This is a genomic window from Mycobacterium sp. GA-1841, from assembly GCF_001954135.1.
In the GTDB taxonomy this organism is placed as follows: Bacteria; Actinomycetota; Actinomycetes; order Mycobacteriales; family Mycobacteriaceae; genus Mycobacterium.
In genome coordinates, this window is record NZ_MBEQ01000028.1 from 1 (window position 1) to 13,193 (window position 13,193).

Genomic DNA, 13,193 nt, shown 5'->3' on the forward strand with positions numbered 1-13,193 from the left:
GTAGGCGGACCGTAACGCCGCCACCGCCTCAACCGCACCTGCCTGCATGATTCGAACATACATTCGACCACCGACAAGTCCCGCGGCTCAGGTCAGGGCGTATCGCGCTTGGGCAGCAGGGATTCGTGTGCCGATGACGTCGCGGCGCGGAACAGTACGGCGATCAGTGCCAGTGCTCCGAGTGCGACGACCGGGATGGTCCACAGCCGACGCATCGTCAGGGCGCTCCCGCACTTGTCGACGTATTCCTGGCCGGCCGCGGTGGCCTGCACGAGGTGAGCCGAGAACCCGGACCCGCAGGGGATCTGCATGCCGTACTGGTCGAAGTCATTCAGATAGACCGGCATGCTCATCAGGTACAGCCCGATGGCGAGCACCACGGCGCCGGCCAGTCCGATGTAGACAGCGCGATAACTCACGCATCCCCCTTCAGGTCATACAGACGTCGGTGAACAGCAAAACGGGCCACGAGACGATCGACCCGAGGAACGACACCACCGCATCCAGACCGGCCATCGACTGCAGGTGATCGGTATGGGTGCCGGACCAGACGGTGCCGATCAAGAGGTACGGCACCCCCAGCACCACCGCGACGACGATCAGTTCGCCGAGGGCGGCGCGGTAGGCCAGCAACCTTCGCAACCTGGCAAGCACGAGACCCCCATCCAGCGACGATGCCATCTATGTTAATGACGATTCTCACTGGAACCACCATTTTGACCCGGCTGTTCGGTCGGTTAGGGTGACGGAATGGCGCGCACCTCGCCCCGGTCGATGGACAGCGGTGCCAATGGTGTGCGACGACGACCGAAGGATCGAAAGGCCCAGATAGCGCGGGCCTCGGCGGAGTCTTTCAGCGCTCTCGGCTACCACGGGGTGAGCATGGAAGCCATCGCCTCGCGGGTCGGAATTTCGGCAGCCGCGTTGTACCGGCACTATTCCAGCAAGTACGAATTGTTTCGCGACGCGGTGCTCAACCTCAGCCAGCAACTTGTCGACGGGACGACGTTCGCTGACGAAGCCGAGGGCGACCCGCAGGAGCAGCTGCGCCGGATCGTCGCCGCGCTCAGCGACACCGCGCTGGCCAACCGGGAATCCGGCGGCCTGCACCGCTGGGAGGCGCGCTATCTGCGCGGCGACGACCAGAGCACCCTGGATGCGCAGGTACGCACCGTGCACCGCCGGATACATCGGCCACTGACGCAGTTGCGGCCCGAGCTGAGCTCGCGGGAACGCTGGACGATGTCGACCGCAGTCCTCGGTGTGATCGGCAGCGTCGTCGACCACCGGTCCAAACTGCCGGCCGGGCAGGTTCGCGCCCTGCTGGCCGACATCTGCGACACCGTGCTGGCCGCCGAACTGCCCGAATTCCCCACGGCGAGCGATCCGGTGGAAACCCCCCAGCCCGCGGTGACCACCACCAAATACGAAGCGCTGCTCACCGAATCGATGCGACTGTTCAACCTGAACGGCTACCGCGACACCACGATGGAGGACATCGCCGCCGCGGTCGGCATGCCCGCCTCGGGGATCTACCGGTACTTCTCCGGCAAATCCGACATCCTGGCCGCCGGGTTCCGCCGGGCTGCCGACCGGCTGTCGGCGGACATGGCCGAGGTGCTCGGTGCGGCTCAGGATCCCGAGCAGGCGCTTGGGGCCCTGATCGACGACTACGTGGCCCGGTCGTTCGACCACCCCGAACTCGACTACGTCTACTACACCGAACGTCTGAACATGACCCCGGCCGACCAGAAGATCCTGCGCGACCTGCAGCGTGCGGCCGTGGAATCCTGGGTCGAGGTGGTCACGCCGGTGCACCCGCAGTGGAGTGCGGGGCAGGCGCGCTTCGCCGTTCATGCGGCGATGGCTTTGGTGATCGACTTGGGCCGGCTCATGAATTATCAGAACTCCGAGCCGGCCCGCGCCGTCGTCTCGACGATGATCGATCTCACGCTGCTCGGTCGTTACCGATTACGAACGGCGTTGCCGGCCAGGTAGGCCAGGTAACCCAGCGAGCCGATGGCGGCCAGCTTGCGGGTCTTGGGCACGAGCAGCCCCACACCGATGGCGGTCTCGATGCTGCCGTTCGTGTAGATGTGCTTCTGCGTGTTCTTGGGAAACGCCGGCTTGGTGATCGACTCGAACAGCTGCGGTTTCACGAAATGTGAGATACCGGCACCGGCCAGCCCGAGTCCGGCGATCTTGGCCAGCGTGGAGTTGTTGCCCTCTGCCATGTGTGATCCTCTCTGATCAGGCAAATGTGTAGTCGCTCAACGGGAATCGTGAAGCTTCTGCGACGGCCCGGCGGGTCGTCATCGGTCGGAGGAGCGTGGCTTCACCGGCCGGATTGAAATAGTACGACCGTGCCGATGCGCAGTTTCCGAGGGTGAACAGCGAATCGCCGAGCGCCTCGGTCATGCGGTCCAGGTACTGGGCATTGGCCTGCTCGGTCACCTCGAACGTCGTCGCGTTGCGACGCTTGACCTCGCCGAACAACCGCGTCATCAGATGCATTTGATACTCCATGGTGTTGAAGAAGTTCAATCCCAGGAATGCGTATGGACTGGCCAGGCTCAGGTAGTTCGGGAAATACGGCATCGAGACACCCTGATAGGCCTGGAAACGCGTCTCGCGCCACCACTTTCCGAGGTTGCGGCCGTCGCGTCCGATCACCTCGATGGCCGGGAAGTTGGCCTCCCACAGATCGAACCCGGTGGCCAGCACCAGGGTGTCGATCTTCGTCGTGGTGCCGTCGGCGTTGACGATCCCGTCGGTTTCGACGCGTTCGATGCCGTCGGCCTGAAGGTGCACGTGCGGTTTGGTGAACGTCCGGTAGTAGCTGTTGGAGAATGTCGGGCGCTTGCAACCGAAGTCGTAATCCGGGGTCAGCTTGCGGCGCAGCTCGGGATCGCGGATCGAGGCGAACCGGTGCAGCTTGGCCAGATCGGCCGCTGCGATGTTGAACCGCCGGAAGTGCCGGTGCTTGAGCACCGCGGTGTCGACCATGAACGCATAGATGCCGTCGGTGACCGCCCGCACCGCGCGCTGGGTCAGCGGGACCCGGGCGAACAACGACTTGATCCGGGCGGAGAACTTCAGGTCGATCTTGGGCACCACCCAAATCGGGGTGCGCTGGTAGACGGTCAGGTCCGCGGCTGTCTTGGCCAGTTCGGGGATGAGCTGGACGGCGGTGGCGCCGGTGCCGATGATCGCGATCCGCCGGCCGTCGGGACGGTAGCTGTCGTCCCACTGCGTGGTGTGGATGACGGTGCCGCCGAAATCGTCGATGCCGGGGATGTCGGGGGTGCGGGGCTGGGACAGGAACCCGGTGGCGGTGAACAGGAACCGGGCGCTGAGCACCTCGCCCTCGGTCAGCGTGACGCGCCAGAGCGAGGCTTCCTCATCCCAGCGGGCGCCCTCGACCGTGGTGTCGAACCGGATGTGCCGGCGCACGTCGTACTTGTCGGCGACGTCGTCGGCGTAGCGCTTGATCTCGGCGCCCGTGGAGAACAACCGCGACCATTGTGGATTCGGCTCGAAGAAATAGGAGTACGTCGTGGTGGGCACATCGACGGCCAGGCCCGGGTAATGGTTGACGTACCAGGTGCCGCCGAGGTCTTCCTCGCGTTCCAGGATGACGAAGTCGTCGATGCCCAGCCGCTTGAGTTGGATGGCCGCGCCGATGCCGGCGAAACCGGCGCCGACGATGATCGCCTCGAAATTTCCCGGGCCCATGCCGCAAACAGTACCGCAGGTACTGGGTACTTTGTCGAGGGGTCACCCCGGCGGCGACGCGTTTCGCCTGGTGACGCGGGCCGGAACCGGCCCCGCGGCGACCACGGTGAACGGGCTTGCCACCGGGAACTCGTCGTGCAGCGAGCACATCGAGACCTCACGCACGATTGTCGCCAGCGCCAGGGTGGCCTCCAGCATGGCGAAGTGATCGCCGACGCAGGATCGTGGCCCGCCGCCGAAAGGCAGGTACTGCCAGCGATTTCGGCCGACAGAACGCTCCGGGGTGAACCGGTCCGGGTCGAAGGTCAACGGATCGTCCCACAGCGCCGGATCCCGGTGCAGGGCATAGATGTCGACGCTCGCCATCGATCCGGCCTCTGCCCGATAGCCGTCGACCGTGATCTCTTCGCTGAGTACCCGGATCATGCCCGCAGCGGGTGGGCACAACCGCAATGCCTCGTGCAGTACCCGCACCGTGTAGTCGAGGTGTGGCACGTCGTCCGGGGTGAGCATGCGCTCACCGAGCGCGGTGACCTCGTCGTGAACCCGGGCTTGGATGTCAGGGCGGCGGCCCAATGTCCACAACGAATAGCACAGCGTGGTCGACGTGGTGTCGTGCCCGGCAAGCATGAAAAGCACCAATTCATGGCATATTTCGTCGTCGGTGAGCCGGCGACCGGTATCCGGGTCGGTAGCCTCGATGAGTGCCTGGACCAGGGGCGCGTCCCGGCCGGGCTCGGCACGCACCACGGCGAGGATCTCGGCGGCCAACCGGTGGAGCCGCGCGTTGGCCGCCCGGGCGCGGCGCTGGCCCACCGTCGGGAACCACTGGGGAAGGTTGACCGGTCGCACCGCACGGTCGGCCACCCACGACAACGCCGTGCGCAACGCCGGCCCGATCTCGTCGGCCCGCTCGTCGAGGTCCAGCCCCAGCACCGAGCGGCCCAGGGCGCGCAAAGTCAGGACACGACAGGCATTGTCGAGGTCGATGCGCTCACCGTGTATCCACCCATCGGTCAACGACTGCGCCGCGGCCGCCATGTGACCGGCGTACCGAGGGACGTGCTGCTTGGTGAACATCGGCTGCAAGGTGCGACGGCGCGGCAGCCAGCGGTCATGCGGGAGGTCGAGCAGGTTGCCGCCCATGAGCTGCCGCAGCTGCACCATCGTGGTGACACCGCCGCGGTCGACGACGCCGTCACGCCGGCTGAGCACATCGTGCGCGCCCTGCGGGGTGGCGACCAGGAGAAGCGGAGGGATCAGCCACCGAGGACCGAGCACGGCTCGGGTCACGGGACCGCCGGCCTCGTGCAGTCGCAGCTGACCGACGGCGAAGTCCCGTAACGACTTCAGCTGCTGCCGGTAGGGCAGCGGATTACGTGGTGCCAGGGGCAGCGCCGTCGACGCCGGCGCGAGCTGGATCTCGACCATGCGTCGAGTCTCCGGTCGTCGGCGTCGGACGGCCTAGCGTAGTGCGTTACCCTATTTTCCCAGTTCGGGGATTTTTGCTGGTCGCAATGCATGTGACGGTGCGGTCCCCGCGTTGCCAGGAGTCCGCGGTCGGATACAGCACGAACAGTTGGATCCCGGATTCCTCGTGGGCCGTGGGGGCGTAGCCGGCGAGGGCAGGCGCACACTTGTCGGTGTATTTCATCACCGCGGTGTCGCCGGGAAAATCCCCGTCGGGCAGCGACAGTACTGCGAACACCTCACCCTTGTGCGGCTGATCGCAACTCACCGTCTTGACGTAGAGCACGCGGCTGCTGTCGGGAATCTCGGCCAGGCAGTCCCCCGACTTGATCTGGCTGGCGTCGGTGGCACCGCGGTCCCGGGCCAGATAGAACACCGCGCCGGCAGCGACCACCAGCGCAATCAACACGACGACCGCCAACAACACCCACTTGAGGGCCGAGGAAGGCTTCGGTGGCGGCGCCGAGAACTGGCCCGCCCCGGTGGAATACGGCTGTGGCGGAGGCGGCGGGTAGTTGTGATTCGGCGGACCGGGCGGGTAGGTCATGGCTCGACGATATCGAGTGCCCGCAAGGCCGCGTCCACGGCGAGGGCCGGCACGTCGACGGCCTTGGACCCGAGATCGTGACGCGCACCCTCGATGACGACGAGCTCGGTCGGACCGGACACCTTTGCCGCTGCAGCGGTGAGCTCGTCGACCGTGCCGAACGGATCGGAAGTGCCACAGGTGAATACGGTGGGCACCGTGATGCGGGGCAGGTGCTCGGTGCGGGCACGTTCGGGCTTGCCCGGCGGGTGCAGCGGGTAGGAGAAGAGTGTGAGGACATCCGGCGCGTCTTTATCGCCCGCCGCCGCCACCATCGACGTCATCCGGCCGCCGTAGGAATGACCACCCGCGATCACCGGGCCGTCGCTGAGAGTGCGGGCCAGGGCGATCGCCTCCGCGATCCCGTCCTGGTCAGCAGCGGCTGACCCGGACGGTGGCCCCTTCGGCCTGCGCCGGCGGTAGGGCAGGTTGTAGCGGATGGCCAGCCAACCCCGGGATGCCCACTCATCGCAGAGTTTGATCAGCATCGCCGCGTCGCGGTTGCCGCCCGCGCCGTGAGTGAGGATGACGACGCCCTGGGCCGGTCCTTCCGGTTCGTGCGCGACGCCCGCGATCTCCTCGAGCGTCATCGCGGCAACCGGAAGAGCGCGTTCACCGGTCCGTGCCCGTGGCCCAGGGGATATGCCGCCCGGATACATTCGGTCACCCACGCTTTACCGAACGCCACCGCCTCGGGAACTGAAAGGCCATGGGCCAGAGCGCATGCCGTCGCCGCCGCGAGGGTGTCGCCGGCGCCGTGATCGTGTCCGGTGTCGACCCGGGGCGCCTGGAACTCGTGGAACTCGGTGCCGTCGAACAGCAGATCGGGACTGGCTGCCGACGAGCGCAGATGCCCGCCCTTGACCAGTGCCCACTGCGGCCCCAACGCGTGCAGCGCACGCGCCGCATCGCGCTGGGAGGCGGAATCGACGACATCGATGTCCACCAGGAGCCGCACCTCGTCGAGGTTCGGCGTGACCAGCGTGGCCAGCGGGAACAACTCCGTGCGCAGCGCATCCAGCGCACTGTGATGCAGCAGCGGGTCGCCGTGCATCGATGCGCAGACCGGGTCGACGACGAGCGGCACGGTGGACGCCAGCCCCTCCGCGCGCCAGGTATCGGCGATCGTGGTGATGATCTCCGCAGACGCCAGCATCCCGGTCTTGGCGGCCTCGATGCCGATATCGGTGACGACTGCCCGTATCTGGTCAGAGACGATGTCGACCGGGATCTCGTGAAAACCCTTGACACCCACCGAGTTCTGCACCGTCACGGCGGTGACCGCGACGCATCCGTGCAGGCCGAGCATGGCGAAGGTCCGCATGTCGGCCTGGATTCCGGCGCCACCGCCGGAATCGGACCCGGCAATGGTCATCACCCGTCGCGGTGTGTCCCCGGCGGGTGCCAACGGCAAGTAGTTCACGTCGCCAATGGTAGGTAGACGCGGTTGCCGTGGTCGGCGAACTCCTGGGACTTGGCGGCCATGCCCGCTGCGATGTCGTCCGGGACCCCGTCGGGATAGGCGTCTCTGATGTCCTGCGTGATGCGCATCGAGCAGAACTTCGGCCCACACATCGAGCAGAAGTGGGCGGTCTTGGCCGGCTCCGCAGGCAGGGTCTCGTCGTGGAACTCGCGGGCGGTGTCGGGATCGAGCGAGAGCGCGAACTGATCGTGCCAGCGGAACTCGAAGCGGGCCGTGGAGAGCGCATTGTCACGTTGCTGCGCGCGAGGATGGCCTTTGGCCAGGTCGGCCGCGTGCGCGGCGATCTTGTAGGCGATCACCCCGTCCTTGACATCTTTGCGGTCGGGCAGGCCCAGGTGTTCCTTCGGCGTGACGTAACACAGCATCGCGGTGCCGGCCTGGGCGATGATGGCTGCACCGATCGCGCTCGTGATGTGGTCATAGGCCGGGGCGATATCGGTGGCCAGCGGGCCCAGTGTGTAGAACGGCGCTTCCTCGCAGAGCTCTTCCTCCAGGCGCACGTTCTCCACGATCTTGTGCATCGGGACATGGCCCGGACCTTCGATCATCACCTGCACACCATGGGATTTCGCGATCTTGGTCAGCTCACCCAGCGTGCGCAGCTCGGCGAACTGAGCCTCGTCGTTGGCGTCGGCGATGGAACCGGGCCGCAATCCGTCACCGAGGGAGAACGTCACGTCGTAGCGGGCCAGGATCTCGCACAATTCCTCGAAGTGGGTGTACAAGAACGACTCGGTGTGGTGCGCGAGGCACCAGGCCGCCATGATCGACCCGCCGCGGGACACGATGCCGGTGACGCGCTTGACCGTGAGCGGGATGTAGCGCAGCAGCACGCCGGCGTGCACGGTCATGTAGTCGACACCCTGCTCGCACTGCTCGATCACGGTGTCGCGGTACATCTCCCACGTCAGCTTGGTGGGATCCCCGTTGACCTTCTCGAGTGCCTGGTAGATCGGCACGGTGCCGACCGGAACGGGGGAATTGCGCAGGATCCACTCCCGCGTCTGGTGGATGTCCTTGCCGGTGGACAGATCCATGATGGTGTCCGCGCCCCACCGGGTGGCCCACACCATCTTGTCGACCTCTTCGCCGATCGAGGAGGTGACGGCCGAATTACCGATATTGGCATTGACTTTCACGCCGAACGCCTTGCCGATGATCATCGGCTCGGCCTCGGGATGGTTGTGGTTGGCCGGAATGACCGCCCGCCCACGGGCCACCTCGTCGCGCACCAGCTCGGCGGAAACACCTTCGCGTTCAGCGATATACGCGATTTCGGCGGTGATCTCGCCGGCCCGGGCCCGCTGCAGTTGCGTGCCACGGTCTTTGACCACTGCCGGACGCGGCGGCAGACCCGTGTTCAGGTCGATCACCGCGTCGTCGGCGGTGTAGGGGCCCGAGGTGTCGTACAGGTCCAGGTGCTCGCCATTGGTGAGGTTCACCCGGCGAAACGGCACCTGCATCGCGGTGCCGTCATGGTAGATCTCGCGATAGACCTTGGTGCTTCCGGTGATCGGACCGGTGGTCACGGATGCGTCGACCGTGCTGTGGAACGTGCCGTCAACAGAACTACTCATTTTTCATCTCCCTACGCCGGCATTACCCGGTCAGGTTCTTACGGTCGACGGGCGTACCCGTCCTCTCAGTGCGCTCGTGCGCACTCCCGCGTGTGGTTTGCAGTCCCCAACGTAGCGCAGGCGCGCGGCCAGGGATACCGGGAGTCAGCCAATTGACAGAAACCGTTCGAGTTGCCCTGCCTTGATTTGCATAGCTAATATATGTGTTTTGCATGGTTTCGGGTCCTGACGACCTCCGATTTTGTTCTTGAAGCGATACGAGATGACGACTGAAGCTGAAATGACCAAACCTGTGGCCGGCGTCGACAGCGCAGAGGCCGAGACCGCCGACCGCCGTAAACGGATAGACCACGACCACCCCTTCTACAAGTGGGTGGTGCTGTCCAACACCACGCTGGGCATCCTTCTCGCCTCGATCAACGCCTCGATCGTGCTGATCTCGCTGCCCGCGATCTTCCGCGGCATCGGCCTGAACCCGCTGGCCCCCGGCAACGTCAGCTACCTGCTGTGGATGCTGATGGGCTACCTCGTGGTGACCGCAGTACTCGTCGTGCCGTTCGGACGCCTCGGCGACATGTACGGCCGGGTGCGCATCTACAACCTCGGCTTTGTGGTCTTCACCGTGGCCGCGATCGCACTGTCTTTCGACCCGTTCCAACTCGGTGGCGGCGCCGTCTGGCTGATCGGCTGGCGCGTCATCCAGGGCGTCGGGGGCGCCATGCTGATGGCGTCGTCCTCGGCGATCCTCACCGACGCCTTCCCGGCCAACCAGCGCGGGATGGCCCTGGGTACCAACATGGTGGCCGCCGTCGCCGGGTCGTTCCTCGGCCTGCTGATCGGTGGCTTCCTGTCCGAATGGCATTGGAAAGCCGTCTTCTGGGTGGGTGTGCCCATCGGTGTCATCGGCACCATCTGGAGTTACCGCTCCCTCAAAGAACTCGGTGTCCGCACCGCCGGACGGCTCGACTGGGCCGGCACCCTGACCTTCGGGCTGGGCCTGACGGTGCTGCTCATCGGCATCACCTACGGCATCCAGCCCTACGGGGACTCCACGACCGGTTGGACCAGCCCGTGGGTGCTGGGCGCCATCGTCGTCGGCCTGCTGCTGCTGGTGGCGTTCTGCATCGTCGAGTTGAAGGTGTCGTCGCCCATGGTCGACATCCGGTTGTTCAAATCGGCGGCCTTCGGCATGGGCAACCTGGCCGGGCTGATGTCGTCGGTGGGCCGCGGCGGGCTGCAGTTCATGCTCATCATCTGGTTGCAGGGCATCTGGCTGCCGCTGCACGGCTACAGCTTCGAGTCGACTCCGTTGTGGGCCGGTATCTACCTGTTGCCGGTCACCGTCGGATTCCTGGTCGCCGCACCGATCGCGGGATCGCTGTCGGATCGCATCGGCGCGCGACCGCTCACCGTCGGCGGCATGTTGCTGATGGCGGCCACCTTCGTCGCCCTGCTGCTCATCCCGGTCAACTTCGACTATTGGGTGTTCGCGATCCTGGTGTTCCTCAACGGCCTGGGTGGCGGCATCTTCACCGCCCCCAACACCGCGGCCATCATGTCGAGCGTGCCGGCCGGTCAGCGTGGGGCGGCCTCCGGCGTGCGGTCCACCTTCTTCAACGCCGGCAACTCACTGTCGATCGGTATCTTCTTCTCGCTCATGATCGTCGGGCTGGCCAACACGTTGCCTGCAGCGTTGACCAACGGCCTGACGCAGCAAGGGGTTTCGGCATCGGTGGCTCACGATGTGGCGAGCCTGCCCCCGGTCGGCAGCTTGTTCGCAGCCTTCCTGGGCTACAACCCCATGGCCGAACTGCTCGCGCCCTATGACGCGTTGCATCAACCCGGCGTGAACGCCGATGTGATCACCGGGCAGACGTTCTTCCCGCAGCTGATCACCGAGCCGTTCCATTCCGGATTGACGGTGGTGTTCACCGCCGCGGCGGTGATGATGGTGATCGGTGCGGTGGCGTCGATGTTCAGTGCGGGCCGGTATGGGACGGAGGCGGGAGCCGACAACGAGGCCTGAGAGGCGGGAGCCGACAATCAGGCCTGAGAGGCGGGAGCCGACAATCAAGCCTGAGAGGCGGGAGCCGACAATCAGGCCTGAGGGGTCGACCTACACTCGGGTCGGTGACCACCACACAGCGCCGCGGATTCAACGACGCCATCACGAGCTTCTGGAGTGTCGCCGCACCGGCCTACGACCAGGGTTGCCTCCAGCGCTGGGTGTACCGGCCCGCCCAGGATGAGGTGATCGCCCAAGTTCAGGAACGCGGTGCCCGCACGATCGCCGACATTGCCTGCGGTACCGGCATCCTGGCTGACCGTATCCAGCGGGAACTGCAACCCGATGAGGTGTACGGCCTGGACATGTCCGATGGCATGCTGACCCAGGCCCGCAAGCGTTCGGGCGACGTGCGGTGGAAGTCGGCCCCTGCCGAGGAACTGCCTTTCCATGACGACTTCCTGGACGCGGTGGTGACCACGTCGGCATTCCACTTCTTCGACCAGCCGGCCGCACTCGCGGAGTTCTATCGGGTGCTGGCGCCCGGGGGAATGGTCGCGGTGACGACGATGAGCCCGCGCCGCACCTTCCTGCCGCTGCACGCGCTGTCGGCCGACCTCGGTGCACCCGCGCACAGCCCCACCGAGAAGGAGATGCGCGCGCTGTTCGAGGCGGCCGGATTCACCGTCGTCGAGCAGCACCGGGTGCGCCGGCCCGTGTGGACGCCGATCTCCGACGTCATCACCGTGGGAGTCAAACCCACGTGACCGAGAACGACGACACCGAGCTCCAGATTCGCGGCTCGGTGCAGCTCCGGCGGGACCGTTGCGCCACCTCGACCGCCGATCAGCGCCTGCTCGACCGGCGCGGCCCCACTGATTGGGTGCACACCGATCCTTGGCGGGTACTGCGAATCCAGGGTGAGTTCGTCGACGGTTTCGATGCCTTGGCGGAAATGCCGAGGGCGGTCACGGTTTTCGGCTCGGCTCGGACCGAGCCGCATTCGCCGGAGTATCGGTTGGGTGAGGAACTGGGCATCGCGCTGGTGCGGGCCGGCTATGCGGTGATCACCGGGGGCGGCCCGGGATCGATGGAGGCCGCCAACCGCGGGGCCAGTGAGTCCGGCGGCTACTCCGTGGGTCTCGGCATCGAGCTCCCGTTCGAGCAGCGCCTCAACCATTGGGTCGATCTCGGCATCAACTTCCGCTACTTCTTCGTCCGTAAGACGATGTTCGTCAAATACGCACAGGCATTCGTCTGTCTGCCCGGTGGGTTCGGCACCCTCGACGAGCTGTTCGAGGCGCTCACCCTGGTCCAGACGCACAAGGTCACGGAGTTTCCGATCATCTTGCTGGGCGTCGATTACTGGTCCGGTCTGATCGACTGGATTCGCAATACGGTTCTGCGCGAAGGGAAGATCTCGGAATCAGACTTGGCGCTGCTCCATTGCACCGACAGTGTGGCAGAAGCCGTGGAGATCATCGCTGCGTCGGCATCAGAGTCGGCGTCGTAGCCGCCAAGCGTCAGCTCAGCTCCACCACGACGGGCGCGTGGTCGCTGGGGGCGGTGGTGCCTTTCTTGGGGCGCCGTTCGTCCTTGACGATGTCGGCGTGCGTCACGCGGGAGGCGAGGCCGGGGGACCCGAGGATGAAGTCGATGCGCATGCCGCGGCGCTTCTGGAATGCCAGCTGGGTGTAGTCCCAGTAGGTGTAGATCCCGGGGCCCGGGGTGAAAGGCCGCACCACATCGGTGAATTGGGCATCGTGCATGGCCTGGAAGGCGGCCCGCTCCGGTTCGGACACATGGGTGCTGCCCTTGAATGCGGCCATGTCCCAGACGTCCTCGTCGGTGGGTGCGATGTTCCAGTCGCCGACCAGGGCGATCGGCTGCTCCGGATCGTCCTTGAGCCATCCGGCGGCGGTATCACGAAGGGCGGCAAGCCAACCCAACTTGTAGGTGTAGTGCGGGTCGGCCAGGGTGCGACCGTTGGGCACGTACAGACTCCACACCCGCACCCCGCCGCACGTGGCTCCCAGCGCGCGAGCCTCGGCGGTGGCCTCTTCCTCGGGCTTGCTGCTCCAGGTCGGCTGACCCGGAAAGCCGATCTCGATGTCGTCGAGGCCAACCCGTGAGGCGATCGCCACGCCGTTCCACTGGTTGAGCCCGACGTGGGCCACCTCGTAGCCCAACGCGGCGAACGGCATCATCGGGAACTGCGCGTCGGTGCACTTGGTTTCCTGCATGGCCAGAACGTCGACGTCGGCGCGTTCCAGCCAGTCGACCACGCGGTCCACTCGGGTTCGGATCGAATTGACGTTCCAGGTGGCCAGGCGCATG

Annotated in this window: 14 protein-coding genes and 1 riboswitch; of the genes, 4 read left to right on the forward strand and 10 right to left on the reverse strand. The window is 65.9% G+C overall.

The genetic code is table 11. The features are described from left to right. Window positions 1-92: 92 nt before the first annotated feature. Both A5740_RS08270 and A5740_RS08275 read right to left on the reverse strand, forming a co-directional pair. Window positions 93-419, reverse strand: coding sequence for a hypothetical protein (locus A5740_RS08270; protein ID WP_076193057.1), 327 nt, complete (start codon window positions 417-419; stop codon window positions 93-95). Window positions 420-429: 10 nt separating this feature from the next. Next, complete coding sequence (locus A5740_RS08275; protein ID WP_139335013.1) at window positions 430-654, reverse strand: hypothetical protein; 225 nt, start codon at window positions 652-654, stop codon at window positions 430-432. 96 nt (window positions 655-750) lie between these two features. Between A5740_RS08275 and A5740_RS08280 the strand changes: the two genes are divergently transcribed. Continuing rightward, window positions 751-1,998: a TetR/AcrR family transcriptional regulator gene (locus A5740_RS08280; protein ID WP_076193061.1), complete on the forward strand. Its 1,248-nt coding sequence runs from the start codon at window positions 751-753 to the stop codon at window positions 1,996-1,998. Here A5740_RS08280 and A5740_RS08285 read toward each other — a convergent pair. The 7 genes from A5740_RS08285 to thiC form a co-directional block, all read right to left on the reverse strand. Continuing rightward, the gene (locus A5740_RS08285; protein ID WP_076193062.1) at window positions 1,965-2,234 is read right to left on the reverse strand and encodes a hypothetical protein; all 270 of its coding nucleotides are present in this window, start codon (window positions 2,232-2,234) and stop codon (window positions 1,965-1,967) included. The genes A5740_RS08280 and A5740_RS08285 overlap by 34 nt on opposite strands. Before the next feature lie 16 nt (window positions 2,235-2,250). Next, entirely contained in the window at window positions 2,251-3,735 is a 1,485-nt protein-coding gene (locus A5740_RS08290; RefSeq protein ID WP_076193064.1) for an NAD(P)/FAD-dependent oxidoreductase, read from the reverse strand. A gap of 42 nt (window positions 3,736-3,777) precedes the next feature. Further along, window positions 3,778-5,166: a cytochrome P450 gene (locus A5740_RS08295; RefSeq protein WP_076193066.1), complete on the reverse strand. Its 1,389-nt coding sequence runs from the start codon at window positions 5,164-5,166 to the stop codon at window positions 3,778-3,780. 46 nt (window positions 5,167-5,212) lie between these two features. Further along, window positions 5,213-5,752, reverse strand: a complete 540-nt coding sequence (locus A5740_RS08300) for a septum formation family protein (protein ID WP_076193068.1) — start codon at window positions 5,750-5,752, stop codon at window positions 5,213-5,215. Continuing rightward, a complete protein-coding gene (locus tag A5740_RS08305; protein WP_076193070.1) occupies window positions 5,749-6,381 on the reverse strand; it encodes an alpha/beta family hydrolase in 633 nt (210 codons plus the stop codon). Before A5740_RS08305 ends, A5740_RS08300 begins: the two co-directional genes overlap by 4 nt. Next, window positions 6,378-7,214 (reverse strand): bifunctional hydroxymethylpyrimidine kinase/phosphomethylpyrimidine kinase, encoded by an 837-nt coding sequence (thiD, locus tag A5740_RS08310; protein WP_175616199.1) that lies wholly within the window; start codon window positions 7,212-7,214, stop codon window positions 6,378-6,380. The genes A5740_RS08305 and thiD overlap by 4 nt, the downstream gene beginning before the upstream one ends. After that, complete coding sequence (gene thiC / locus A5740_RS08315; protein ID WP_076193072.1) at window positions 7,211-8,851, reverse strand: phosphomethylpyrimidine synthase ThiC; 1,641 nt, start codon at window positions 8,849-8,851, stop codon at window positions 7,211-7,213. The genes thiD and thiC overlap by 4 nt, the downstream gene beginning before the upstream one ends. Further along, window positions 8,842-8,951, reverse strand: a riboswitch (TPP riboswitch). Its footprint overlaps the gene before it by 10 nt. A gap of 162 nt (window positions 8,952-9,113) precedes the next feature. Between thiC and A5740_RS08320 the strand changes: the two genes are divergently transcribed. The 3 genes from A5740_RS08320 to A5740_RS08330 all read left to right on the forward strand — a co-directional run bounded on the left by A5740_RS08320 (window position 9,114) and on the right by A5740_RS08330 (window position 12,369). Beyond that, entirely contained in the window at window positions 9,114-10,877 is a 1,764-nt protein-coding gene (locus A5740_RS08320; protein WP_371454736.1) for an MFS transporter, read from the forward strand. Between the two features lie 104 nt (window positions 10,878-10,981). Further along, window positions 10,982-11,623, forward strand: coding sequence for a class I SAM-dependent methyltransferase (locus tag A5740_RS08325; protein ID WP_076193076.1), 642 nt, complete (start codon window positions 10,982-10,984; stop codon window positions 11,621-11,623). Beyond that, complete coding sequence (locus tag A5740_RS08330) at window positions 11,620-12,369, forward strand: TIGR00730 family Rossman fold protein (RefSeq protein ID WP_076193078.1); 750 nt, start codon at window positions 11,620-11,622, stop codon at window positions 12,367-12,369. Before A5740_RS08325 ends, A5740_RS08330 begins: the two co-directional genes overlap by 4 nt. 10 nt (window positions 12,370-12,379) lie before the next feature. Here A5740_RS08330 and A5740_RS08335 read toward each other — a convergent pair whose 3' ends face one another. Next, window positions 12,380-13,192: an exodeoxyribonuclease III gene (locus A5740_RS08335; RefSeq protein ID WP_076193079.1), complete on the reverse strand. Its 813-nt coding sequence runs from the start codon at window positions 13,190-13,192 to the stop codon at window positions 12,380-12,382. Window position 13,193: the final 1 nt, after the last annotated feature.